At 72.9% G+C, this 22,794-nt stretch carries 22 protein-coding genes and 1 pseudogene; 11 read left to right on the top strand and 12 right to left on the bottom strand.

Features of this window, described 5'->3' with window-relative positions; translation table 11 throughout:
- Positions 1 to 489: 489 nt before the first annotated feature.
- The 4 genes from ACFY8W_RS08900 to ACFY8W_RS08885 are packed head-to-tail and all read right to left on the bottom strand — an operon-like array spanning position 490 to position 5,546.
- On the bottom strand, positions 490 to 1,821 hold the full coding sequence (locus tag ACFY8W_RS08900) for an O-antigen ligase family protein (protein ID WP_391102189.1): 1,332 nt from the start codon (positions 1,819 to 1,821) through the stop codon (positions 490 to 492).
- Positions 1,822 to 1,823: 2 nt separating this feature from the next.
- Positions 1,824 to 3,275, bottom strand: a complete 1,452-nt coding sequence (locus ACFY8W_RS08895; protein WP_391102187.1) for a sugar transferase — start codon at positions 3,273 to 3,275, stop codon at positions 1,824 to 1,826.
- Positions 3,272 to 4,390 carry a glycosyltransferase gene (locus ACFY8W_RS08890; protein WP_391102186.1) on the bottom strand — a complete coding sequence of 373 codons (1,119 nt, stop codon included), beginning with the start codon at positions 4,388 to 4,390 and terminating at the stop codon, positions 3,272 to 3,274. Before ACFY8W_RS08890 ends, ACFY8W_RS08895 begins: the two co-directional genes overlap by 4 nt.
- A 25-nt stretch (positions 4,391 to 4,415) precedes the next feature.
- On the bottom strand, positions 4,416 to 5,546 hold the full coding sequence (locus ACFY8W_RS08885; protein WP_391102184.1) for a DUF3344 domain-containing protein: 1,131 nt from the start codon (positions 5,544 to 5,546) through the stop codon (positions 4,416 to 4,418).
- A 382-nt stretch (positions 5,547 to 5,928) separates the two neighbouring features.
- On the opposite strand from ACFY8W_RS08885, the gene ACFY8W_RS08880 reads away from it, so the two are divergent.
- The 6 genes from ACFY8W_RS08880 to ACFY8W_RS08855 all read left to right on the top strand — a co-directional run bounded on the left by ACFY8W_RS08880 (position 5,929) and on the right by ACFY8W_RS08855 (position 10,445).
- Positions 5,929 to 6,168 carry a chaplin family protein gene (locus ACFY8W_RS08880; protein ID WP_391102182.1) on the top strand — a complete coding sequence of 80 codons (240 nt, stop codon included), beginning with the start codon at positions 5,929 to 5,931 and terminating at the stop codon, positions 6,166 to 6,168.
- Positions 6,169 to 6,445: 277 nt separating this feature from the next.
- Positions 6,446 to 7,423: a hypothetical protein gene (locus tag ACFY8W_RS08875; protein WP_391102180.1), complete on the top strand. Its 978-nt coding sequence runs from the start codon at positions 6,446 to 6,448 to the stop codon at positions 7,421 to 7,423.
- 272 nt (positions 7,424 to 7,695) lie between these two features.
- The gene (locus ACFY8W_RS08870) at positions 7,696 to 7,977 is read left to right on the top strand and encodes a hypothetical protein (RefSeq protein WP_391102178.1); all 282 of its coding nucleotides are present in this window, start codon (positions 7,696 to 7,698) and stop codon (positions 7,975 to 7,977) included.
- A gap of 239 nt (positions 7,978 to 8,216) precedes the next feature.
- Positions 8,217 to 9,203 carry an LPXTG cell wall anchor domain-containing protein gene (locus ACFY8W_RS08865; RefSeq protein WP_391102176.1) on the top strand — a complete coding sequence of 329 codons (987 nt, stop codon included), beginning with the start codon at positions 8,217 to 8,219 and terminating at the stop codon, positions 9,201 to 9,203.
- A gap of 133 nt (positions 9,204 to 9,336) precedes the next feature.
- Entirely contained in the window at positions 9,337 to 9,834 is a 498-nt protein-coding gene (locus ACFY8W_RS08860; RefSeq protein WP_391102174.1) for a hypothetical protein, read from the top strand.
- A gap of 338 nt (positions 9,835 to 10,172) precedes the next feature.
- Positions 10,173 to 10,445 (top strand): chaplin family protein, encoded by a 273-nt coding sequence (locus ACFY8W_RS08855; RefSeq protein ID WP_391102173.1) that lies wholly within the window; start codon positions 10,173 to 10,175, stop codon positions 10,443 to 10,445.
- Positions 10,446 to 10,513: 68 nt separating this feature from the next.
- Here ACFY8W_RS08855 and ACFY8W_RS08850 read toward each other — a convergent pair whose 3' ends face one another.
- Together ACFY8W_RS08850 and ACFY8W_RS08845 are read right to left on the bottom strand one after the other, a co-directional pair.
- Positions 10,514 to 11,380, bottom strand: coding sequence for a tyrosinase family protein (locus tag ACFY8W_RS08850; protein ID WP_391102171.1), 867 nt, complete (start codon positions 11,378 to 11,380; stop codon positions 10,514 to 10,516).
- Positions 11,364 to 11,735, bottom strand: a complete 372-nt coding sequence (locus tag ACFY8W_RS08845) for a tyrosinase family oxidase copper chaperone (protein WP_391102169.1) — start codon at positions 11,733 to 11,735, stop codon at positions 11,364 to 11,366. Before ACFY8W_RS08845 ends, ACFY8W_RS08850 begins: the two co-directional genes overlap by 17 nt.
- Before the next feature lie 198 nt (positions 11,736 to 11,933).
- Here ACFY8W_RS08845 and ACFY8W_RS08840 point away from each other — a divergent pair, with 198 nt between their 5' ends.
- The 3 genes from ACFY8W_RS08840 to ACFY8W_RS08830 are packed head-to-tail and all read left to right on the top strand — an operon-like array spanning position 11,934 to position 14,152.
- Positions 11,934 to 12,440, top strand: a complete 507-nt coding sequence (locus ACFY8W_RS08840) for a DUF5949 family protein (RefSeq protein WP_391102167.1) — start codon at positions 11,934 to 11,936, stop codon at positions 12,438 to 12,440.
- A gap of 19 nt (positions 12,441 to 12,459) precedes the next feature.
- On the top strand, positions 12,460 to 13,107 hold the full coding sequence (locus ACFY8W_RS08835; RefSeq protein ID WP_391102164.1) for a vitamin K epoxide reductase family protein: 648 nt from the start codon (positions 12,460 to 12,462) through the stop codon (positions 13,105 to 13,107).
- A 37-nt stretch (positions 13,108 to 13,144) separates the two neighbouring features.
- Complete coding sequence (locus tag ACFY8W_RS08830; RefSeq protein WP_391102161.1) at positions 13,145 to 14,152, top strand: glycosyl hydrolase; 1,008 nt, start codon at positions 13,145 to 13,147, stop codon at positions 14,150 to 14,152.
- Here the strand turns inward: ACFY8W_RS08830 and ACFY8W_RS08825 are convergent.
- Both ACFY8W_RS08825 and ACFY8W_RS08820 read right to left on the bottom strand, forming a co-directional pair.
- The gene (locus tag ACFY8W_RS08825; RefSeq protein WP_391102159.1) at positions 14,106 to 14,729 is read right to left on the bottom strand and encodes a TetR family transcriptional regulator; all 624 of its coding nucleotides are present in this window, start codon (positions 14,727 to 14,729) and stop codon (positions 14,106 to 14,108) included. The two genes, ACFY8W_RS08830 and ACFY8W_RS08825, sit on opposite strands and share 47 nt — an antisense overlap.
- An 18-nt stretch (positions 14,730 to 14,747) precedes the next feature.
- On the bottom strand, positions 14,748 to 15,440 hold the full coding sequence (locus ACFY8W_RS08820) for a hemolysin III family protein (RefSeq protein WP_391102156.1): 693 nt from the start codon (positions 15,438 to 15,440) through the stop codon (positions 14,748 to 14,750).
- A 196-nt stretch (positions 15,441 to 15,636) separates the two neighbouring features.
- On the opposite strand from ACFY8W_RS08820, the gene ACFY8W_RS08815 reads away from it, so the two are divergent.
- Positions 15,637 to 17,460, top strand: a complete 1,824-nt coding sequence (locus ACFY8W_RS08815) for a phosphoenolpyruvate carboxykinase (GTP) (RefSeq protein ID WP_391102154.1) — start codon at positions 15,637 to 15,639, stop codon at positions 17,458 to 17,460.
- Between the two features lie 104 nt (positions 17,461 to 17,564).
- Here ACFY8W_RS08815 and ACFY8W_RS08810 read toward each other — a convergent pair whose 3' ends face one another.
- The 3 genes and pseudogenes from ACFY8W_RS08810 to ACFY8W_RS08800 form a co-directional block, all read right to left on the bottom strand.
- Positions 17,565 to 18,188: a hypothetical protein gene (locus ACFY8W_RS08810; protein ID WP_391102152.1), complete on the bottom strand. Its 624-nt coding sequence runs from the start codon at positions 18,186 to 18,188 to the stop codon at positions 17,565 to 17,567.
- A complete protein-coding gene (locus ACFY8W_RS08805; RefSeq protein WP_391102150.1) occupies positions 18,175 to 19,794 on the bottom strand; it encodes a substrate-binding domain-containing protein in 1,620 nt (539 codons plus the stop codon). Before ACFY8W_RS08805 ends, ACFY8W_RS08810 begins: the two co-directional genes overlap by 14 nt.
- Positions 19,791 to 20,543, bottom strand: a pseudogene (locus ACFY8W_RS08800) (toxic anion resistance protein); the annotation flags it as partial. The pseudogene ACFY8W_RS08800 and the gene ACFY8W_RS08805, both read right to left, overlap by 4 nt.
- A 191-nt stretch (positions 20,544 to 20,734) precedes the next feature.
- On the opposite strand from ACFY8W_RS08800, the gene ACFY8W_RS08795 reads away from it, so the two are divergent.
- Positions 20,735 to 21,955 (top strand): RNA-guided endonuclease TnpB family protein, encoded by a 1,221-nt coding sequence (locus tag ACFY8W_RS08795; RefSeq protein WP_391102147.1) that lies wholly within the window; start codon positions 20,735 to 20,737, stop codon positions 21,953 to 21,955.
- A 415-nt stretch (positions 21,956 to 22,370) separates the two neighbouring features.
- Here ACFY8W_RS08795 and ACFY8W_RS08790 read toward each other — a convergent pair whose 3' ends face one another.
- The gene (locus tag ACFY8W_RS08790; protein ID WP_391102144.1) at positions 22,371 to 22,763 is read right to left on the bottom strand and encodes a hypothetical protein; all 393 of its coding nucleotides are present in this window, start codon (positions 22,761 to 22,763) and stop codon (positions 22,371 to 22,373) included.
- Between the last annotated feature and the right edge of the window lie 31 nt (positions 22,764 to 22,794).

Here is a 22,794-nt window from a genome sequence, read left to right as displayed (position 1 = left end):
GCGGGCACCCCGCCGCTGTCGCGCCTGCGGGCCGCGCGCGGCGGCTCCGGCCCGTCGCCGGGCACGGCGCGGCCCCACGGGGAGGGCGCCGGGCTGCCGCCCGCGGCACCGGCGGGGCCGTGCGGCACGCGCCCGTCCGGGGAGTCGGCGGAGCCGTACGGCCGCGGGCCGTCGCCGGGCACGGCGTGGCGCCACGCGGCGGACTCGTGCCCGGCCGTGGGCGGCGTCGCATCCCACGGCGTGTGACCCGCCCCGCCTCGCGTCGGCGCCCCGCCTCCGGTCGGCGTGCCGTCCCCGGTGGCGGGGCGGTTCCCGTGCGGGGAAGGCGTGGTGTCGAGGCCGTCCGCGCCGCGGCCGTGTCCGGCGCCCGCGCCCGACGGGCCGAACCCCGGCCGGTGAGCCCCTCCTTCGGCGCCCGCCGGCCCCCGCGCGCGCCCGCCGTCCGCCGCGTCCGCGGCGTCCGTCGGGTCCTGGGAAGTGCCCCAGGGGTCACGCACGGTCCACCTCCGCCAGGGACCACCAGGCCGCCAGGCCGAACACGACGGACATCAGGACCGTCGAGGGGCCGCCGATGTCCGCGTAGAAGAAGTCGATGAGCTGCCAGGACAGCAGCCCCGCCGCGACCAGGGCGCAGTCCGGGCCGAGGCGGCGCCGGCGCAGGGCCGCGACCAGGAGGGCGACCCAGCCGCCGGCGAGGGCCAGGAGGCCGACGAGGCCCTGCTCGCTGAGGATCAGCAGGTACATGTTGTGCGGGGAGAGCAGCGGCTGGCGCGCGAAGGCCGCGCCCGCGCCGGCCGTGTCGCTGCCGGAGGACAGCGCCAGCGAGGCGTTGGAGTCCCGGTACGCCGGGAAGCCCTTGAGGCCCACGCCCGTCAGCGGCTCGCCGCTCCACATCCGGCCGGCCGCCGCCCACATCGTGTACCGGTCCGTCACCGACTGGTCGGGTGCGGCGGCGACCTGGGTGATGCTGCTGACCCGTTCCTTGACCATGTCCCCGCCGACGCCGAAGCCGCCCACCAGGACGACCCCGAGCGCGGCCGCGGCCAGCGCGACCCGCCCGGCCCGCAGCAGGCCCGAGAGGACCAGCTGGATGCCGCAGGTCAGGACGGTCGCGATCCACGCGCCCCGGCTGAAGGACAGCACCAGCGGGAGGAAGAGGAGGCCCGCGCAGACCAGGGCCGCCGTGCGGGTCCGGCCCGCACGGCCGCCCAGCGCCAGGCCGGTGGCGACGACCAGGCCGTACGAGACGACGGTGGCCATGCCCATGACGTCGGTGGCGCCGAAGGTGCCGACCGCCCGGATGTCCTCGCCCTGGTACGAGGCGCCGGTGCCGGTGAGGTACTGCAGCACACCCACCCCGCCCTCGAGCAGCGCGAGGCCCACCAGCGCCCAGGCGACGACGGCGAAGTCGCGCCGGTCGCGGATGGTCAGGAGGACGGCCGCGGGCACGAGCACGAAGATCTGCAGGTAGCGGGCCACGCCCGGCAGGCTGGCTCCCGGGTCGTGCGAGGTGATCGCGGCCAGGCAGACGCCGAACACCGGCAGGCCGAACACGACGGCCGCCACCCGGCTCAGCGGCCTGGCCCCGCTCCGTACCACCCGCACCAGACAGATCAGCACGAGCAGGCCTGACGCCGCGTCGGCGACCGTGCCCGAGCCGCCCGTTCCGCCCTGCGCGCCACCGCCGCCGCCCGGTACGAGCAGCAGGGCGATCACCGCGAGCACCGGGGACAGCGCCCCGGCGCGGCGCGCCCAGTCCCGCACGTCCGGAGCGGTGGTGGTGGCCGGCACCGTCACGGCCGTTCCCGTCGCCGTGGTCATCGTCAGCTTCCCGTCGGTCGCACGAGCCCGGCCGCCGTGCGCAGCAGGATGCACACGTCCTGCCAGAGCGACCAGTGGTCGATGTAGTGGTTGTCGAAGCGGCAGCGGTCCTCGATCGACGTGTCGCCGCGCAGCCCGTGCACCTGGGCGAGTCCGGTGAGCCCCACCGGCATCCGGTGCCGGGCCGCGTAACCGGCGTGGACCCGGCTGAACTGCGCGACGAAGTACGGACGTTCGGGCCGCGGCCCGACCAGGCTCATGTCGCCGCGCAGCACGTTCCAGAGCTGCGGCAGCTCGTCGAGCGAGGTCTTCCGCAGGAAGTGCCCGGCCGCGCTCATCCGGTGGTCGTCGGCGACGCTCCACCGGGTCGCCGATTCCGTCTCGTCGGCCGGCTTGAGCGTACGGAACTTCAGCAGGGTGAAGAGGCGGCCGTGCTGACCCACCCGCTCCTGCCGGAACAGCACCCCCGGTCCGTCCGCGATCCGCACCGCCAGCGCGCACAGCAGCAGCACCGGCAGCGCCAGCGCGAGCGCGGGCGCGGCGAGCGCCACGTCCAGGGCCCGCTTCGCGGTGAGCCCGCGCCGCTCGCCGAGCGGCACCAGGCGGCGGCAGCCGTAACCCCACAGGTGGTCGGCCATCGGCTCGCCGGACGGCTCGCCGCCGACCCGCCAGGTGGTGCAGCCGTACTGCTGGAACAGCGTCACCAGGCCCTCGTCCTCGGTGAGCAGGACCGCGTCGCGCACCGTGTTCTGGATGACCGCCCGGTGGATCTCCTCGGCGGTCGTCAGCACCGGCAGACCGCGCTCACCGTCCTGGCCCCGCTCGCCGTCCTGACGCGGACCGACGATCCCGACCGGACGGATGCCGTACTCCGGGTGCTGGCCGAGCGCCGCGGCGAACCGCCGCGCCGGGCCCGGCGCGCCCACCACGAGCGCCGAACGCGGATGCGCCCGGGCCGCCTTCCGCCGGCGCCCGTGCACGAACCCGCGCAGCACGACCACGGCCAGGACGTGCGTCGCGTACGCGGCGGCCAGCCGCAGCGGGCCCATCGCCAGCGCCGGAGCGTACGCGGCGACCGCGGCGGCCGTCACGCTCCAGGCCACGCCGGCCCGGGCGGCGAGCGCCGGCACCTCGTCCAGGACGCCGACGGGCACGGCCGCCGGCCGGTGCAGCCCGGCCCGGCCGTCGAGCAGCACCACGAGAGCGGCGACCAACAGCGCGAGCTCCCAGCGCCGGTGCGCCGCGGCCTGCACGGCCGTCGCGAGCAGTACGGCGAACACGTCCGCCGCGACCAGCGGCACAACGGCGAACCGCGTCCGGGCCGGCCGGCGGGCCGGCAGCGCGAGCCGGTCGGAGCCCGCGCGCGGCGACGCGAGGGAGGTGAGACCGGCGAACTGGCCGGCCGAGGACCAGGGACCGGACGAAGGAGGAACGCTGGTGCTTTCGGTAGTCACTGTGCGATCGGCTCTCTGTGCTCCGTGCACCGCACTCCGGCCAGTTCGCGGTAGAGCTCCGCGACGGCCGCGCCGGTGCGCCGCACATCGAATCTGCTGAGTACGTGCTCGCGGGCCTCCCGGCCCAGCGAGTGCCGCAGTCCGGGCGCGCCGAGAAGGCGGCCGAGCGCGGCGGCGAGTGCGGCCGGGTCCCCGGGCGGGACCAGACACAGGGCCTCCTGACCGGGCGGCAGGCTCTCCCGCGCCCCGTCCACGTCGCCGAGGACCACCGGACGGCCGCTCGCCATGGCCTCCAGCGGCGCGAGCGCCATGCCCTCCCAGCGGGACGGCAGGACGACCAGGTCGGCAGCCCGGTACCAGGGCGCGGGGTCGGCGACGGACCCGGTGAACCGCACCGAGGGCCAGGCCCCGGCGGCGGCCCGCAGCCGCGCCGCGTCCGGGCCGTCGCCGACGAGCACGAGCCGCGCGTCCGGCACCTCGGCGAGCACCGTCGGCCAGGCGTCGAGCAGCACGTCCTGACCCTTCTGCCGGCACAGCCGGCCCACGCACACGACGAGCGGCCCGCCGGTCGCACCGGCGGGCCCCGGGCCGGGGGCGGCCGAACCGCCCTCGGGCGTGAAGCGTGCGGCGTCCACACCGTTGTGGATCACCGACCAGGCGGCGCGCACCCCGGCACTCTCGCCGGTTCGGCGCTCGGCCTCGCTGACGCACAGCACGCGGTCGGTCCAGCGGGCCGCCCAGCGCTCCCAGCGCCGGGCGAGCGCCGCGGTCGTGCCCTCGACCGCCTCGAAGGACCACGCGTGCGGCTGGTACACCGTCGGGATCCGTCCGCGCAGGGCGAGTCGGGTGCAGAGCCCGGCCTTGGCGCTGTGCGCGTGGACCAGGGCGGGCCGCACGGTACGGAGCAGCCGGGCGAGCTCACGGGTCTCCCCGGCCAGCCGCGGGCCGGGATCGCGCCCGGCCCGCCAGTCGTACGCGTCGGCGCCCTCCGCCCGTACGGCGGCGGCGAGTTCGGTGCCGGGCGGACAGGCCACGGCCACCCGCAGGCCCGCGGCGAGCTGGCCGCGGACCAGATCGGTGACGACCCTGGCGACCCCGCCGTCACCCGGCTGCACGGCGTGCAGCACGTCCGGCCGCGGTTCAGTCCCGGGCGTCCGCCAGGGCGCGGCGGCTCGGTTCGAGGTCGGCCTGGAGGAAGAGCGCGCCGAGCCAGACGGCGTCCTCCGGGCTCCCGAGGCGGATGTGGAAACGATCGGCCCCATGGCGCAGCGCCCCCCGCAGATCGAAGACGTCGGAGTCGTACCCCAGGGTGTTCTGATGAGCGGGCAGTCGTTCCATCCGACTTGTTCCCGATTCCGTGATGCTGGAGTTCATCACGTCGTCCGCGGAATTCGCGGAATCGGAGATCACGCTGCGCGTGACGCTCTTGGCCCGGCCGGTCTCCACCGCCAGGTAATCCCCGGAAGTCCCCCGGTCGCCGTCGTAGCCGACGATTCCGAGCAGGCCGTCCGCACCCCGGGGAACGCGGTCCCCGCCCAGGGCGAGCGGGACCGAGACCTCCCGGTTCTTCGGACCGAGCGCCTCGAACCCGTCCCACACGGTGATCCGGCGCAGCGGCTCCTCGGCCTTCTCGTAGGCCGCGACCAGCGTCCAGCCGCCCCAGCCGCCGACCGCCGAACGGCCCATGGCGACGTTCACCTGGGCGACCGTCCAGAGTCCCGGCTGGGCCGATCGGACCAGCTCGGTGACGTCGGCGGAGGCCTGGAAGGCGTCGGCGCCGTCGGCGGTGCGGTGGCCGATCGTGCTGTCGGCGAGCACCGCCTTGTACTGGCCGCCGGGCTCGGCGATCAGCACGCGCCCGTTGTCCGTGGGCGGCTTCTGCTCGCCCACGCGCAGGTTCCCGCCCCAGTACAGGCGGGCCCAGCTGACCCGGGCCCCGGCGGGAACACGCAGCTCGGCCCGGCTGGAGTTGTAGGTGTTGGGATCGCTGTCGACGTCGACGTACGCGATGGTGGCGCCGTCGTTGGCCGGCTCGGCGCCGGTGGCGCCCGTCGCCGAGGTGTTGGCGGCCCGCACGACCCCACCGTGCAAGGTCGCCTCGTACCGCGGCGTGAAGGGGAGTCGGGCGGCTTCCGTTGGCTGGGGCGCGACGGGCCGGGGCGCGGTCGCGGGCGCGACGGCGGAAGCGGCCGGGAGCGCGGCGGAAAGCGCCGCGCACGACATGGCACACACCAGACCCCGACGAACGGCATGAACCGCTGAATTCCGCATACAGGTTCTCCGCTTTGATGAGAGAAGGAAGGGAAGACCCGTGGAGACCGGGGGAGGGGAGGGAGATGTCGGCCGCGCGAAATGGATGAACGCGCGACGGGACCGGAAGCAACGTTCGGGAACGTTATAACCCCCGCGACGGGCGATAGTAAGCATTAGATGCTCACAAACGCTAACTTCCGTATCCAAACGGCACGTTCCTCGTTGAGCGTGTTGCGCCTTTCTGGGCCCAGTCACTCGAATGACCCTCCTATGGCCCAAAGATCGGTTGAACGTCACCCGTTCGGGAGAGCAACCGATGAAATCCAGCGGCGTTGTTGAAGCAGCCGGGCAAAACCGTCCGCGCCGTCCGAGTTGAAAATCGATCGAGGAGACGTTCTCCATGTCCCGTATCGCCAAGGCTGTCGCTCTGTCCGTCGGTGCTGCCGCGTCCGTCGCCGGTGCCGCCGGTGTCGCCGCCGCCGACGCCGGCGCCCACGGCGCGGCCGTGCACTCCCCCGGCGTGCTGTCCGGCAACGTCGTGCAGGTCCCGGTCCACATCCCGGTCAACGTCTGCGGCAACACCGTCAGCGTCATCGGCGCGCTGAACCCGGCCTTCGGCAACACCTGCATCAACGCCTGATCTCGCACGCCGGATCGTGGTCCTTCCGAGGCCGGCGCGGCGCCCCGTCAGGGGCGGCGCGCCGGCCTTCGCCGTCTGCTCGCCGAGTGGTGACTCGTTCGGACGCACCCCCGTGCGCCGTCCGGTGCAACGGCGTACGCCCCTGGGAGGGGCAGGTCAGGAGGGTGGATTCACTCGAACGGAGGCGTGGCGCTCAGTAGTTCTCCGATTGCGCAGCGCTATACCCGCAGGCACGGTGGCAGAGCTGTTGTCCGACGCATAAGAAAAAGGAACACGCATGCGTCCCCACGCTTCACGCCGCTTCACCGCCCTGGCGATATCCGCCGCCATCACCCTCGGTACGGCGGGACCCGCCTTCGCCGACGAACTCAGCCCCTCCCGCCCGGCGGCCCAGACCGGCGACCGGGCACCCCTCCCCGACGCCGCCGCCCTGCTGGCGCAGGCGGAGGCGCTCGGTGAGCTCGGCTCCGTGAGCGCCCCGGTGACCGAGCTGATCACCGCCGCGCTCAAGGCCGATGGCGGGCAGCTGCCCGCCGCCGACGCCGAGGCCTTCAAGGCGAAGATCAAGACCGCCGTCGACGCGGCGAAGGAAGCCGCCCCGGCCCCGCTCCCGGAGACCCCGGCGGTCGAACCGCCCGCGGCCGAGACCCCGGTGACCGCGCCTGCCGCCGAGACTCCGGTCACCCCGCCCGCGGCCGAGACTCCGGTCACCCCGCCCGCGGCCGAGACTCCGGTGACCGCGCCGGCCGCAGAGGCTCCGGCCGTCAGGCCGCCCGCTGCGGACTCGGCCGTGACGGCCCCCGCGGCCCCCGCGACCCCCGCGACCCCTGCGACGTCTCCCGTGACGTCGGCCGTGACCACGCCCGCCGGGCTGCCCGTGGCGGCCGGTGCGAAGGCGGCGGCGCCCGCCGACGTGGTCGGCGACGCGCTCGCCTCGATCGAGAAGGCGGTCGCCGGCCTGCTCGCCGCCGTCACCTCGGGCGACGTCGCCGGTGTCGTCCCGCAGGTCACCGCGACCCTGACCTCGCTGGTCAACCTCGCCGTGGCGACCGTGCTCGGCAGCGGCCTGCCGGCCCCGGACCTGGCCGGCCTGCCCGCCTTGCCGGGCCTCCCGACGGACGCCGTGCCGGTGAAGCCGCCGGTCTCCACGGATGCCGTGCCGGTCAAGCCGCCCGTCTCGACGGATGCCGTGCCGGTCAAGCCGCCCGTCTCCACGGACGCCCTTCCGGTGAAGCCGCCGCTGCCGGTGCGCTAGCCGACGGCAGGGCGGAAGCGCCCGCGAACCCCGTGCCCGCCCGGGAACCCCCGGGCGGGCACGCCCGCGTTCGCGCGCCGTCGTGCGCCGCCCCGCGCATTCCATCGGGCAATCACACCGGGTCCATTCCTTCGGGTGCAGTGTCGAGAAAAGCGGGCTCCCGGAGTTTCCGGGCGGCGAACGTCTCGTTACCCAAGGTGGAACGACGTACGGGAATCACTCAAGAGGCCTGTACGGCAAGGGACTTGAAAACCGATGGAAGGATCCTCTTCATGAAGCCCACCAAGGTTGCCGCGGCCGTCGCCGGTTCTGTGATGGCCCTGGGCGTCGCCTCGCCCGCGATGGCCGCAGGGTCGATGGTGCCCACCAGCCTGGACGGTGGACTCGGTTCGCTCACGAGCGGCGGGCTGACGACGGATGCCCTCAGCAGCACCACGGACGGATCGCCCGTCCAGACCGTCACGGACACCGCGGGCCAGCTGAACCAGGCCGGCCAGAGCGGCTCCAAGCTGCTCGGTGGTCTGCCGCTGGGCGCGAACGGACTGGGCGGCTGACGCCCGGTCAGACCCGCTTGCGATGAACGGCCCTGGCGACGTCGCCAGGGCCGCCCCTTTGCTCCCGTTCGACGTCCGATTGAATGATTTTCGGATTGTGTGCCGTGTTGCCCCGGGTCTTCACCGGGTCCACGTCCCTACGCTCGCGCCATTCCCACGCACTCGGACGGCGTGGAACACGGGCCGGACGGAGCGAGGGGGGATCCTCGCCGGTTCTCCTGTCCCAGAGGAAGAGCGGTATGCGATCCATCATCAGCAGAAAAATCCTCACCACCGCCGCGGCGACGGGCATCCTGTCGCTCACCGGCGGATTCGTTCTGAGCGCGAACGCCATGGCCGCCACCGGGGATTCGCCCGGCCCGGAGGCCGGGCACCACGTGCCGCTCCCCGTCGCGGGCAACGTCTGCGGGGATCACGCGGCACTGGGCGAGTTCGCCGCGGCGGTCGCCGACATCTGCCACCAGGCGGTGAAGTCCGCCGCCGGCGACGATGACGACGAGCCCTACGGCTACGGCGACGACGAGGGCGACAACCCGCCCCCGGACCACCCGACGACTCCGCCGGACAAGCCGACCACTCCGCCGGACAAGCCGACCACTCCGCCGGACCACCCCACGACTCCGCCGGACAAGCCGACGACTCCGCCGGACAAGCCGACGACTCCGCCGGACAAGCCGACGACTCCGCCGGACAAGCCGACGACCCCGCCGGACAAGCCGACCACTCCGCCGGACAAGCCGACGACCCCGCCGGACCACCCCACGACTCCGCCGGACAAGCCGACGACTCCGCCGGACAAGCCGACGACCCCGCCGGACCACCCCACGACTCCGCCGGACAAGCCGACGACCCCGCCGGACAAGCCGACGACTCCGCCGGACAAGCCGACGACCCCGCCCGACAAGCCGACCACTCCGCCCACCAACCCGCCCGGTGAGTGTGAGGAGGGTGAGAGCGGTCCTGACTGCACGCCTGGGGAGAACCCGCCCGGTGAGTGTGAGGAGGGTGAGAGCGGTCCGGACTGCACGCCTGGGGAGAACCCGCCCGGTGAGTGCGAGGAGGGTGAGAGCGGTCCGGACTGCACGCCCGGTGAGCACCCGCAGCTGCCCGACACCGGCAGTGACTCCGCCACCGTCATGGGCGCCGCGGCGATCAGCGCCGCGCTCCTGATCGGCGGCACGGTGATGTACCTGCGCGGGGGACGACTGGTCCGCGCCCGCGACTGACGGCAGCACCGCCCCCGACGCGTCGCCCGGCCGACGCGTCAACCCAGGCCCCCACCCTCACCGGTGGGGGCCTCGTGTTGCTGCACTCAGGGGAATCCCGTCACGAATCGGCCCCGCAACTCGTTTGCAGGACATGAATCTGCGATCTCACGCCGGTCTGGGACTCCTCGCCGCCGCCATCGCCTCGGCGGCCCTGGCGTCCCCGGCCGCCGCCGACGCGCCCGTGGTGGTCCCGCTGCAGGGCCTTGACCCGGTGCTCCCGATGGACGCTCCCACGGTCGCCTCCGGCGTACCCACGCCGATCCCCGGCGCGCCCACCGGCTTCCACGAGGGCGTCGGCGCGCTGCCGGACCTCACCCTGCCCCGTATCCCGCTCGAGAGCACCCTCTCGGAGACCGACATCGCGGCCCCGCTGCCGGAGGTGCTGCGCGGCAGCGAGCCCGGCACGGCCGCAGTCACCAGTCCGCGTTCCGACATGAAGGCCGTCACTCCCGGGGCCACCGTCGGCAACGCGCTGCTCGCGCCGAAGGGGAACGGGCTCGGCCTGCCGGAGCTCGCCGTCCCGGAGGTCGGTGTCCTGACCCCCGCGCTCAGCGGCGCCCTCGACCCGCAGCTCGGTCTCGCGCCCTGACCCTTCCGATCCTCCGGTCCGCCGGCCTTCCGGTCCTCCGGTGGTTCTGGTGCGCGAGCGTCGGCCCGGCGGGGTGAAGACACGATTCTTCCCGCCACCCGAGGGGGCTCCGCTCGTTGCAACAGAAGGCTTGTCGCATGGCCGCGGCCCGCGGTTCACGGTCCGTTCCGTCGTATCCGACGGCGGACGGACGGATGATCCGCGGGCCATCTCTTCCGATTCTGCGTTTTCTTCGCTCTCATTCGGCGCAATGCCCGTGACCCGTGCGCGCTTTCGCCGTTGAAGGACACGTGTGGCCGTGATTCTCGCGGTCGCTTTCCCCGTTCAAGGAGTTCTTGATGTCTCGCATCGCGAAGGCTGCCGCTGTTCTCGCCGGCACCGGTGCCGTTGCCCTCAGCGGGGCCGGCATGGCCGTCGCCGACTCGGGCGCCGAGGCCGTCGCCGCCCACTCGCCCGGCGTCGGTTCCGGCAACGTCGTGCAGGTCCCGGTCCACATCCCGGTCAACCTCTGCGGCAACACCGTCAACGTCATCGGCCTGATCAACCCGGCCTTCGGCAACCAGTGCGCGAACGTCGACGGCGGCCACGACAACGGCGGCTACGGCGGCTGACCCTCCGCCTCCCGCAGTACGACACACCTGCGTCCCCCCGGCCCGCACCACGGGCCGGGGGGACGTCGTCACGCGTAGCGGTAGACGGCGCTGTGGTCCGCCAGCTCCGCCGGCGTCACGTTCCACGGGCCCATCCGCTCGTGCAGCGCGGCGACCTTGCGGTACTGGGGATCGCCCAGCGGCGGCGGGTCCTTCGGGAGGTAGCCCGCGGACGGGTTGCGGGCCTGCCAGCGCGACCACAGGAGGTCGACGTAGGCGTGGTGCAGCCAGAAGATCGGGTCGTTGACCGAGCCGCCGCCGAGCATCAGCCCGCCGACCCAGCGGTGCACCCGGTTGTGCAGTCGGAAGCGGTCGTTGCCCTGGCCCTGTGCCCAGCCCTCCAGGCGGTTGCGGAAGCCCGAGCGGCTGGTGGAGTTCCACGGCGCCGTGTCGTACGTCCGCTCGCGCAGCGCCTCGTCGACGTCCGCGGCGGTCGGCAGCGTGATCGGGTCGCGCGGGCGCCCGAAGTCGCGGCTCAGGAAGGCCTGTTCGGTCATGCCGTGGCGAACGGTCCAGCGGCCGCCGGCGTACGCGAAGGGCCCGGTCATGACCTGGAAGTCGCCGCGGCGCCCGTTGCCGCCCATGAAGTCCTCGCTCCACAGCGAGGCCGCGGGGGTGTTGTCCCGGGTCCAGTCCCAGTACGGCACGGTCACCGACGGGTCGATCCGGCGCAGTGCCCGTTCGAACTCGAGCAGGAACTTGCGGTGCCAGGGCAGGAAGCTCGGGCACATGTGCGCGACGCGCAGCTTGCCCTCGCCGTCGGCCACGTAGTGGTCGATGTGGGTGCGGACGAAGTCGTCGTACTGCCCGGTCCGCTTGAGTTCGAGGACGGCGGAGACGAAGCGCTTCCGCTCGGCGCTGGTCAGATCGCGCTGGTTCTTACGCGTGTACGCCACGCGGGCTCCCTCCCGGATGGCCGCCGTGGCCGGCGGCGTAGCGGCTGAGCGGGGCGGACCCCAGCTCGTCCACGGCCGCGCGGGCGGCCGCCAGCGGCGTGGGGCAGGACTCGTAGTGGTCGACCGGGGTCACCCAGCCGCCGTCGGCGCAGCGCATCAGGTGCAGCGGCCGTCCGTCGACGAGGACCACGGGTTCGCCCGACGGCCCCCGCAGGCCCCGGATGTGCCGGCCGCCGTACCTCTCGTCGAACGGCGACAGCCCGTCCGGGGACGGTGCGTCCCCGGCGAGCGGGTCCCCGGAGGACGGCGGCGCGGTGCCGATCCGGGCCAGTGCGCCGCCCGTGAAAGCGGCCACCGCCAGTGCGTAAAGGGACCGCAAGGCCACGCGGCGCGGGACGATCATGAATGATCTCCTGAGGTCGGCTTGATGCCCTATGGGCACAACGAGGAAAGCCCCGGTTCGTTGCGCGGGAAATGGTGACGGAGGGAATGTCGGCCGAATGAGTGAATTCGGCGGAGGGTGACGGGTGTTCGTCCCCTAGCATCCGGATCCATGACCACTTCCAATGTCGTGTCCTCGGCGGCGCACAGCGCCCATTCGATGGGAACGCTCACCGTCATCTCCTGGGCCCTCGGGCCCACCGACGACATGCCCGCCACGCCCTTCCTGATGGTGTATTCGACGGGGGACGGCGAGCACGGCCCCGAGGCCGGCGCGGCGGAGCTCCGGTCGACCCTGGAGGGCATGGGCGTGCCGATCGGCGGCGACGTCGTCGACGCCGGCCAGGACCGCGGGATCGGCGCCCATCTCCTCGTCGAGGCGCAGCGGGCCGTGCTCACCCTGCCGTTCATGAACGCGCAGTGCCCGGTGACCACGGACTGGCAGGAGGCGGCGTACGAGAACGGTCACGTCATCCTGATGATCCCGCTCCTCCCGTGGCCGGCCGCGCAGCCGGGGAACCCGGTCACGGAGGCCGAGCTGAAGGCCTTCGTCACCGACGAGAACGTGGTGCGCACCGCCGCCCACATCGCGGTGCCGGTGAGCCGGATCCAGGGCTGAGCGGACAGGGGGCGGCCTGATGGCGACGGTGAACGTACGGGGCGGGGCGCCGGTCCAGCAGGAGCGGGAGCAGGAGCGGGCGGGCGGAGCGGGGATCGGCGCGAGCCGGGCCTTCGCCTGGCTGCTCATGGTGACGGGCGCGGCCGGTGTGCTGGCCGGCTGGGTCATCACCATCGACAAGTTCAAGCTCCTGGAGGACCCCGGGTTCCAGCCGGGGTGCAGCCTCAACCCGGTGGTCTCCTGCGGCAACATCATGAAGAGCGAGCAGGCCGGGGTGTTCGGCTTCCCGAACCCGATGCTCGGTCTCGTCACGTACGCCGTCGTCGTCGCCGTGGGTGCCGGCGTCCTGGCCGGCGCCCGCTACCGGGGCTGGTTCTGGCTCGGGCTGAACGCCGGGATGCTGTTCGGCGTGGGCTTCTGCACCTGGCTGATGCAGCAGTCGCTGTACGAGATCAACTCGCTGTGCCTGTGGTGCTGTCTGGCCTGGTGCGCGACGATCACCATGTTCTGGTACACCACCGCGCACAACGTGCGGCACGGGCTGCTGCCCGCGCCCGCCGCGGTGAAGGGCTTCCTCTCGGACTTCACCTTCGCGCTGCCGGTGCTGCACATCGGGATCATCGGGATGCTGATCCTGACCCGCTGGTGGGAGTTCTGGACCAGCTGACGTGCGCCTCCTCCGCTCCTGGACGACATGGCCGCGGGTGGCACTGACCGTGCTGCTCGCGGCCGCTGCGGTGTTCCTGCTGCCGTACGACCGGCTGGCCCCGGACGGCCGGCACTCCGGGGCGCGGACCGCGCCGGAACCGCAGCCGGTGCCGCTGCCGGGTGTGCCGTCGGGCTTCTTCACCGGTTCGGACGCGGCCGGGGTGCGGCGGATCGGCGAGGTGGAGAGGTGGCTGGGTGGTGAGCCGCTGACCGTCGGGCACACCTATCTGCCGGGCGACCGCTGGTCGAACATCGAGGGCCATCCGGCCCTGTTCGAGCCGTGGGCGCGGTGGAAGGAGGAGCGGTCCGACCGGCTGTTCGTGCTCAACGTGCCGCTGCTCGACCGCAACGAGGCGGGGCTGAGCGACGCGGAGGTGCGGGCGGGGCTGCGGCGCGGGGCGGCCGGCGAGTTCGACCGGCACTTCCGCGTGCTGGGGGAGCGCTTGGTGGAGCACCGGCTCGCGGACGCGGTCCTGGTGCTCGGCTGGGAGATGAACGGCACGACGTACGGGCATCGCTGCGGTCCCGACCCGGAGAGCTGGAAGGCGTACTGGAGGCGGGTGGCCGGGGTGCTGCGGGAGGTGCCGGGGCAGCGCTTCCGGTTCGACTTCACGCCGAGCCGGGGCCTGGACGCGATCGCCTGGCCCCGCTGCTACCCGGGCGACGACGTGGTCGACATCGTCGGGATGGACGCCTACGACCAGCCGGCCGGGCTGTCCTTCGAGGAGCAGGTCACGGAGCCGTACGGGCTGGACTTCCACGCGCGGTTCGCGGCGGCGCACGGCAAGCCGGTCTCGTTCCCCGAGTGGGGGCTCTTCCGCAACGGCGACAACCCGGCGTACGTGCGGGGGATGCTGGACTGGTTCGCGCGGCACCGGCCGGTGTACCAGACCTTCACCGACTACTGCCCGCACGGGGTGTGGTCGTGTGCCGCGAACCCGCTGTCGGGCGAGGTGGTCAGGGGCGCGCTGGGCCGGGGGAGCGGAGGGTCAGGCCGGCCTTGAGGGTGTCGACGGTCCGGTCGAGCAGCGGGACGAGGTCGTCGCCCTGGCCGCGCTCGGCCCAGTGGACCGTGGCCTCGCGCAGGGCGCCGAGGACGGCGGCGGTGAAGACCCGTACCTCCAGGTCGTCGGGGGAGTGCCCGGAGCGCTCGGCGACGGCGGAGCAGAGGAGCCGGCCGGTCCGGGCGGTGGTCTCCGTGAGCCGGGCGCGGACGGCGGGGATCTCCACGATGAGCCGGGTCCGCAGCCGGGTCTCCTCGGGCTCCGTGGCCAGGGCTGCGGTGACGGCGTCGAGGACGACGGCGCGCAGCGAGTCGAGCGGGTCCTCGTCGGCGGGGCGGGCGCGCAGCCGGGCGAGGAGGAGTTCGTCCTGGTCGTCGGTGAGGAGGATGTCCTCCTTGGCCGGGAAGTAGCGGATGACGGTGGAGGGCGAGACCTCGGCGGCCGCGGCGATCTGCTCGATGGTGGCCGCCTCCCAGCCCCGCTCGGCCGCGAGCCGGTAGGTGGCCCTCCGGATCGCGGTGCGGGTCTTGAGCTTCTTGCGCTCCCGCAGGGCGGGGCGCGCGGGTGTGCCGGCCATGCCCGCCATTGTGCCTGGTCAGGCGTGGCTGTAGGCGACCAGCGAGATGCCCACGTAGTGGACGGTGAAGGCGGCGAGGGTGAAGGAGTGGAAGACCTCGTGGAAGCCGAACCAGCGGGGTGAGGGGTTCGGGCGCTTCATGCCGTAGATCACGCCGCCCGCGCTGTAGAGCACGCCGCCGACGATCACCAGGACGAGGACCGCGATGCCGCCGGCCCGCATGAAGTCGGGCAGGAAGAAGACGGCGGCCCAGCCCATCGCGATGTAGCAGGGCGTGTACAGCCAGCGGGGGGCGCCGACCCAGAAGACCCGGAAGGCGATGCCGGCGGCGGCCGCGGCCCAGACCGCCCACATGAGGGGCCGTCCGGTGGAGTCCGGGAGGAGCAGCAGCGTCAGCGGGGTATACGTGCCCGCGATGATCAGGAAGATGTTGGCGTGGTCGAGGCGCCGCAGCACGGCCTCGCCGCGCGGCCCCCAGTTCCCCCGGTGGTACAGCGCGCTGATGCCGAACAGCAGACAGGCGGTGAGCACGTAGATCCCGCAGGCGATCCGGGCCCGCGGGGAGTCGGCGAGGGCGACCAGGACGAGGCCCGCGACGACCACGGCGGGGAACATTCCGGCGTGCAGCCAGCCCCTGAGTCTGGGCTTGATCGGGAGCGGCAGCGCCGGGCGCTGCTCCGTGGTGGCGAGGTCCGGCGAGACTGCAGTCATGGATCCGCATCGTACCTACGCGATCGTAAGTAGTGGATATGAGTGGCGATGCTCACGTGTGCGGCCCTCTGGACATATGCGCGGAACCATCGGATGATCAAATGAGTGCGGTCGGCACCGGATGAGCGCCTACGACGCATCCGGGTCGCAGCCCCCAAGGGGCATACATCTGAAAACCCCTCTTCAAGGAGCAATCGTGGCGCGCGACAACGCGGCTCCCTCCAACGTCCCCACCCAGCACCAGGAGCTCGTCTCCTGGGTCGACTCGATCGCCGAGATCACCCAGCCCGACCGCGTCGTGTGGTGCGACGGGTCCGAGGCCGAGTACGAGCGCCTCTGCGAGGAGCTCGTCGCCAAGGGGACCTTCACGAAGCTCGACCCGGTGAAGCGCCCGAACTCGTACTACGCCGCGTCCGACCCGACCGACGTCGCGCGCGTCGAGGACCGCACCTTCATCTGCTCCGAGAAGGAGGAGGACGCGGGCCCGACGAACCACTGGAAGGCTCCCGCGGAGATGAAGGAGATCTTCGCCGGCGAGAAGGGCATCTTCCGCGGCTCCATGAAGGGCCGCACCATGTACGTCGTGCCCTTCTGCATGGGCCCGGTCGGCTCCCCGCTCTCCGCCATCGGCGTCGAGATCACCGACTCCGCGTACGTCGCCGTCTCCATGCGCACCATGACCCGCATGGGACAGGCCGTCCTCGACGAGCTCGGCACCGACGGCTTCTTCGTCAAGGCCGTCCACACCCTCGGCGCCCCGCTGGAGCAGGGCCAGGAGGACGTGCCGTGGCCGTGCAACTCCACCAAGTACATCTCGCACTTCCCCGAGACCCGGGAAATCTGGTCCTTCGGCTCCGGCTACGGCGGCAACGCCCTGCTCGGCAAGAAGTGCTACGCGCTGCGGATCGCGTCCGTCATGGCGCGTGACGAGGGCTGGCTCGCCGAGCACATGCTCATCCTCAAGCTCACCCCGCCGCAGGGCGAGGCCAAGTACGTGGCCGCCGCCTTCCCGTCCGCCTGCGGCAAGACCAACCTCGCCATGCTGGAGCCCACGATCCCCGGCTGGACGGTCGAGACCATCGGCGACGACATCGCCTGGATGCGCTTCGGCGAGGACGGCCGCCTCTACGCGATCAACCCCGAGGCCGGCTTCTTCGGCGTCGCGCCCGGCACCGGCGAGCACACCAACGCCAACGCCATGAAGACCCTCTGGGGCAACTCGGTCTTCACCAACGTCGCCCTCACCGACGACGGCGACGTGTGGTGGGAGGGCATGACCGAGGAGGCGCCCAAGCACCTCACCGACTGGAAGGGCAACGACTGGACGCCGGAGTCCGAGACCCCGGCCGCCCACCCCAACGCCCGCTTCACCGTGCCGGCCGCGCAGTGCCCGACGATCGCCCCGGAGTGGGAGGACCCCAAGGGCGTCCCGATCTCCGCGATCCTCTTCGGCGGCCGCCGCGCCTCCGCCGTGCCGCTGGTCACCGAGTCCTTCGACTGGAACCACGGCGTCTTCCTCGGTGCCAACGTGGCCTCCGAGAAGACCGCCGCCGCCGAGGGCAAGGTCGGCGAGCTGCGCCGCGACCCGTTCGCCATGCTGCCGTTCTGCGGCTACAACATGGGCGACTACATGGCCCACTGGGTCAAGGTCGGCGCCTCCGCGGACGCCGCGAAGCTCCCGAAGATCTACTACGTGAACTGGTTCCGCAAGAACGACGCCGGCAAGTTCGTCTGGCCCGGCTTCGGCGAGAACAGCCGCGTCCTGAAGTGGATCGTCGAGCGCCTCGACGGCAAGGCCGAGGGCGTCGAGACCCCCATCGGCGTCCTGCCGACCCGCGATGCCCTGGACACCGACGGCCTGGACCTGGCCGAGGAGGACCTGGACTTCCTGCTCACCGTCGACAAGGAGGTCTGGCGCGAGGAGGCCGCCCTGGTTCCCGCGCACCTGGAGACCTTCGGCGAGCACACCCCGAAGGAGCTGTGGGACGAGTACCGCGCGCTGGTCGAGCGCCTGGGCTGATCCCCTGACAGCACCACGAACTCGTGGCGGGTTGCCCCGATTTCCGCCCTGACCAGCTGGGGTCACGACGGCCCGCCACGACGCAACCGGCCCCCGGAGCCCCCTCACGGCTCCGGGGGCCGGCGCACTTCCGGCGGAGGAATCTCCAGGTAGCGCGTGTGCGTCTCCTGCCGCCGCTCCTCCGTCTCGCGCAGCGCGTCCGCGATCGCCGCGGCCTCCTCGTGCAGCGCGCCCAACTGCCGCTCCAGATGGCGTTCCGGCGGCTCCGCGCCCGGCACCACCCGGTTCCACCAGCGGGTGCGCACGAAGGCGTCGACCGCCTCGGGGACGTCCTGGCGCACCGCGCGGGCCAGGACCCGCACCTGCTCCGGATCGCTCACCCAGCCCGGTTCGAGCAGCGCGCCCACCAGGGCGTCGAACTCCCCGAGCCGGGTCCGCGCGGCCGGCGGCAGCTCCACCCCGGCGAGATAGCCGCGCAGCGTCGCCAGGTCCCCGCGCAGCGCGTCGAGCTGCTCGGCCGGGTCCGGGAAGGCCGGGGCGGGCGGGCGCTCGGGCGGGGCGATCAGCGCGCCCGCGCCGTACAGGCCCGCGACCACCACCGGCCACAGGGGGCCGCCGGCGCCCGCGAGCGTCAGGCCCACACCGGCCAGGCCGCACACGCAGCCCACGAGGTTCTTGCGGGACTCGGCGTAGCGCAGGGCCGCCCGCAACAGGTCACTGGTAGCCACGGATCTCCTCGAAGGCCCCGTCGAGCGAACCCTGGTTCGCGTCGAACAGCCTGCCGCCGGTGAGCTGCGCGATGTGGTCGAGCGCGGCCCGGTCGGAGTCGCCGAACAGGATCGGGAACACCGGGATCCGCTGCTGGTCCGGGCTGAGCTCGTCCCCGTGGAAGTCGTCGAAGGCCGCGGCCGGGTCGCCGTCGGTGTTGGCGCCGTCCGTCATCAGCACGATCGAGGTGAAGGTGTCGTCCGGCGCGGTGCCCAGCTTCCCGTAGGCCGCCTTCAGGCTGGAGTAGATCGCCGTGCCGCCGGAGGCCGAGAGCCGGTTCGCGTCGGCGCGGATCGCGTCGAGCGCGGCCCTCGGCGACGCCGGGTCCACGGTGTGGGTCGTGACCTCGCCGCTCTTCACCGACGAACCGAACGGCATCAGCGTGACCTCCTCCCGGTCCCGGAAGTCGCCGGTCAGCTCCACGAGCGCCGCCTTCAGCCGCTCCAGGCGCTGCCCCTCCATCGAACCGGAGGTGTCGAGGACGTAGACCGTTCGGGAGGGGCGGCGCAGCGTGTTGTCGTACGCGTCGAGCAGCCCGTCCGCCACCGACCGGCTGCCGGGGAAGGGCAGTTCACGGCGCGGGTCGGCGGCGAGCCGGGGCCCCGGCGCGACCCCGGGTACCACCGGGCGCCGCAGCGTCCGGTCGGTGATCAGCTTCTGCGCGGCCGGGGTGCGCAGATGGGCGGCGAGCCGGCGGGCCGCGTCCTTCGCCTCGGGACGGGCGGCGGTGAGCGAGGTCAGCGGATAGTCGGCGGTGACCACGCCGTCGGCCGGCCGGATCACGGTCAGCCCCTCCGGCATCGAGAGCAGCACCGACTCGTAGTTGACCAGCGCGTCGACGTCGGTGCGCCGGGCGTAGGCGGTGGCGAGCCAGCCGGAGGAGCCGGAGGTCAGCTTCTGCCCGGCGAAGAACTCCTTCAGCTTCGGGCCCGTCGCCTTCACGTCCCCGTCGGTGAGCGCCGCCTGGGCGCCCGAGAGACCGGAGGCCACCGAGACGAGCGCGGAGAAACCGGAGTTGGAGCGCAGCGGGTCGGTCATGCCGTACGTGAGCTTCTTCTCGGCGACCGCCCGGTGGATCTGCGCCCAGGTCACCTTCTCCGGGTCCCAGCCGAGGCGTGCGACGGTGGCGGGCCGCACGCCGAAGGCGACCGGGGAGGTCATCACCGGCGTCTCACCGGTGATGCGGCGGGCCACGTCGGGGCGCAGCCGCAGGTAGTCGTTCGACGACAGCCAGATCGCGTCGTACTGCCTGTCGGCCTCGCCGGAAGCGATCCGCTCGACGGCGTCGAGCGTGCCGGCGTAGGTGGGGCGCACGGTGACGCCGGTGGCCTTGCGGGCCTCCTCCAGGACGGGGGCCAGGTCGGCGAGTTCGGAGGAGGCGAGGACCCGCAGGGTGCCCGGCCGGTACTCCAGGCCGTCCTGGCCCGAGTCCCTGCCCTCGCCTCCGCCGCTCCCGCCGGAGTCGCAGGCGACGGCGCCGAGGGCGAGGAGCGCGGCGACGGCGACCGCCGCGAACCGGCGGCGCACGGGGCGCCACACCCGTACGGAGCGGTGGACGGCGCTCATCCGCGGCCTCCTTCGAGGATGCCCCGGCCGGCCGTGCCGCCCCGGTCGCCCCGCTCGCGGTCGTCGTCGCGGGTCCGCTCCACGTACGCGCTCGCGGTGCGCAGCTCGGCGCTCAGCGCGTCGACGGTCTGCGCCATCGACTCGGTCGCGCGGACCTTGTACGCGTCGATGGCGTCGAGCGTCCGGTAGATCTGCTGGAACGCGGTGCGCACCGTCTCCAGGCCGACCGCGGGCTCCGCGGCGAGCCGCTGGATCTCCCCGGACTGGCCGGCGAGCGCGGCGGCGTTGCCCTGGATCAGGGTCTCCGTGGTGCCGCGCAGCGCGTTCACCTGCTCGACGACCTTCTTCTGGTGGTCGAGCGCGGACGCCAGCATCACCGCGATCCGCAGGGCGGTCAGGGTCGTCGTCGCGGCCCGGTCGACGCCCTTGATCAGTTCGTCGTTGTTGCGGCGCACCACGTCCATCGCCAGATAGCCCTGGGCGCACACGGCGAGCTGGGTGAGCAGGTCCTGGTGCTTCTGCCGGACGGGGAAGAGCACGTCGGCGCGCAGCGCGTCGGCCTGCGCCGGGTCGGCGGTCGCGGCGAGCCGCTCCTCGACGGCCGCGTCGAGGGCCTCGGTGAGCACGGCGTACTCCTGGAGCCTGCCCGTGCTCTCCCACAGCCGGGCCCGCTCGGTCTGCAGGGCGGCGTTGTCGCGGCGCAGTTCGTCCTGCCCGCCGCGCAGTGCGTCGAGGATCCGGCTGATCGTGTCCGCCGACCCGGGGCGGGGTGGAGAGCCACCAGAGCGCTCCGCACGCGTGAGTCGAACGCGCGTGCCCGCGACCGCTGGATGGGGTGATGACTGGGTGATTTCGTGTTCCCGTGCTGTGACCGTGTGTACGTTCCCTTGGGAGGCCGGATGGGAAGGCGCCCTGACTGGGGGCCGTTGAGGGACGGGGCGTGGCGCAAGTGGGAGTGGCCGGGGATTCCGGGTATGCCCGGTACACGTACCGACTTCGCGCGTCGTCCACGGCGCTTGCGGCGTTGCTGGCGGAGTGGGGTCGGTGCCGCTGGCTCTGGAACGAGTGCGTTGCCAAGTCCAAGCAGGTGTCCGCGCATAACAGGACCACTGGCGAGAAGCGCATCTGCGGCCCGGCGCAGCTCGGCAAGATGCTGACCGAGGCGCGCTCCCGTAACCCCTGGCTACGCGAGGGGGCATCGGTGCCCCAGCAGCAACTCATCCGGGACTTCGGTAAATCTCGCGCCAAGGCGCAGAATGACATGAAAGGCCGGTTGCCGATGCACCGGCGAGCCGGAATGCCGAGGTACAAGCGGAAGCGCGAGGCCGACCCGAGCCTGAACTACACCCGTTACGGCTTCCGGTTGAAGGACGGCCGCCTGCACCTGGCGGGAGGGATCGTGCTCACGGTGGTGTGGTCGCGTGCGCTTCCGGCCTTCCCGTCGAGTGTGCGGGTGTACCGCGACGGCATCGGCCACTGGTACGCCTCATTCGTTGTCCCCGGGCAGGCAGAACGGCTGCCTTCGACCGGGCACGTGATCGGTATCGACTGGGGCGTCAAGGAGACGGCGACCACCACTTCCGATGCCTATGACCTCCCCCACGCCGAGTACGGCAGGAGGGCCGCCGCGAAGTTGGGTCGGTACGACCGGATGATGGCCCGCCGTCGTCCGGCGAAGGGGCAGGCCGGATCGAAGGGATACCGCAGGGCGAAGAAGCTGCGGGCCAAGCTGTGTAAGAAGATCGCGCGGCAGCGTGAGGACACCGCACGTAAGTGGGCCAAGCGTGTGGTCCGCGAACATGACGCGATCGCTGTGGAGGACTTCCGGCCGAAATTCCTCGCCAAGACGACCATGGCCAGGAAGGCCGCTGACGCCGCCATCGGCGCCACCAAACGGGCCCTGATCGAGATGGGTCGGAAGCACGGCCGTGCCGTGCACTTGGTACACCCCGCGCACACCACGATGGACTGCGCGCACTGCGGAGCGAGAGCCAAGCACGCACTGCCGCTGGGTGAGCGCATCTACACCTGCATCGTGTGCGGAGCGGTCTCTCCACGGGACAAGAACTCCGCTCACGTGATGCTTGTCAGGGCTGGTCTGTGCCCTGCTGGTGCCGAGGGCGTAAGACCGATTGGGGCGCTGCCCCGAGAGGCTGCCTGAGCCAGGAATCCCGGCACAGCCCTGGGAGGACTTCCAGGGCGGGGAGCAGTCAACCCTCGCACGGTCTTCGTTGCCGTGCCGCTGTCGTCCTTGTCGCCGCCCACCACGAGGGCGGCGGCCACGCCGCCGAGGAGCAGGGCGGCGAGGACGATTCCCAGAATGCGTCTCACGCGTGCAGGGTGCTCGCGGAAACCCACATTCCAGGGGGAGTCGGGTGTACGGAGGGTGAAGCGGCGATCCCGTTAACGAACCGGAGCGGGGTGTACCGGGGGCGGCCGTTCGCAAGGGGGTGGGGAATGGCGCGCGGCCACGTCCTGAGGGGGCGGCGCCCGGTCCGCGGGCAGCGGGTGGGTCCGGTCCGTGGGCGTGGGTGGCGCCCGGTCCGCGCGGGTTCGTGCCGCGCGGACCGGGGCCGTCAGGGGGCGCCGACCAGGGATTCCCCGGCGAGCGCCGCGGTGTGCGCGTCCATGCGCTCGGCGGCGAGGATCGCGGCGGCCGTGTCGGCCCGGGAGGCGGCGACGACCAGGGCGCGGCCCGCGAGGGCGTGCGCCTTCCGGTGCAGCGCCGCGGCGGGAGCCCCGCTCAGGCCCGCGTGCCTGGCCGGCGGCGCGCCGCGCAGCCGGGCCACCTGGCGGGCGATGAGCTCGCCCGCCTCGGTGTCGCCGAGCTCGTCGGTGACGGCGAGCAGGGCGGCGAGGTGTCCGGCGAGCTGGATGTCCAGCTCCTCCTCGCGGGAGCGGTGCGGGTAGCCGTTCTGGTCGTCGTCGGCCATCCGGTGGACCGACTTCGTGCGGATCGGTTCGTACATGGGGATGGCCTCCTGTTGTAGCTCTGGAGAC

This window comes from Streptomyces sp. NPDC012637, from assembly GCF_042954805.1.
GTDB lineage: Bacteria > Actinomycetota > Actinomycetes > Streptomycetales > Streptomycetaceae > Streptomyces.
Note: the sequence above shows the minus strand (reverse complement) of the source record. Positions and strands in the feature narration are given on the sequence as shown.

Excerpts from the sequence above, each read along its gene's own strand:
- ACFY8W_RS08885 (WP_391102184.1), bottom strand. The coding sequence starts at position 5,546 with ATGCGGAATTCAGCGGTTCATGCCGTTCGTCGGGGTCTGGTGTGTGCC.
- ACFY8W_RS08855 (WP_391102173.1), top strand. The coding sequence starts at position 10,173 with ATGTCTCGCATCGCGAAGGCTGCCGCTGTTCTCGCCGGCACCGGTGCC.
- ACFY8W_RS08900 (WP_391102189.1), bottom strand. The coding sequence starts at position 1,821 with ATGACCACGGCGACGGGAACGGCCGTGACGGTGCCGGCCACCACCACC.
- ACFY8W_RS08870 (WP_391102178.1), top strand. The coding sequence starts at position 7,696 with ATGAAGCCCACCAAGGTTGCCGCGGCCGTCGCCGGTTCTGTGATGGCC.
- ACFY8W_RS08835 (WP_391102164.1), top strand. The coding sequence starts at position 12,460 with ATGGCGACGGTGAACGTACGGGGCGGGGCGCCGGTCCAGCAGGAGCGG.
- ACFY8W_RS08860 (WP_391102174.1), top strand. The coding sequence starts at position 9,337 with ATGAATCTGCGATCTCACGCCGGTCTGGGACTCCTCGCCGCCGCCATC.
- ACFY8W_RS08875 (WP_391102180.1), top strand. The coding sequence starts at position 6,446 with ATGCGTCCCCACGCTTCACGCCGCTTCACCGCCCTGGCGATATCCGCC.
- ACFY8W_RS08880 (WP_391102182.1), top strand. The coding sequence starts at position 5,929 with ATGTCCCGTATCGCCAAGGCTGTCGCTCTGTCCGTCGGTGCTGCCGCG.
- ACFY8W_RS08865 (WP_391102176.1), top strand. The coding sequence starts at position 8,217 with ATGCGATCCATCATCAGCAGAAAAATCCTCACCACCGCCGCGGCGACG.
- ACFY8W_RS08820 (WP_391102156.1), bottom strand. The coding sequence starts at position 15,440 with ATGACTGCAGTCTCGCCGGACCTCGCCACCACGGAGCAGCGCCCGGCG.
- ACFY8W_RS08825 (WP_391102159.1), bottom strand. The coding sequence starts at position 14,729 with ATGGCCGGCACACCCGCGCGCCCCGCCCTGCGGGAGCGCAAGAAGCTC.
- ACFY8W_RS08790 (WP_391102144.1), bottom strand. The coding sequence starts at position 22,763 with ATGTACGAACCGATCCGCACGAAGTCGGTCCACCGGATGGCCGACGAC.
- ACFY8W_RS08840 (WP_391102167.1), top strand. The coding sequence starts at position 11,934 with ATGACCACTTCCAATGTCGTGTCCTCGGCGGCGCACAGCGCCCATTCG.
- ACFY8W_RS08805 (WP_391102150.1), bottom strand. The coding sequence starts at position 19,794 with ATGAGCGCCGTCCACCGCTCCGTACGGGTGTGGCGCCCCGTGCGCCGC.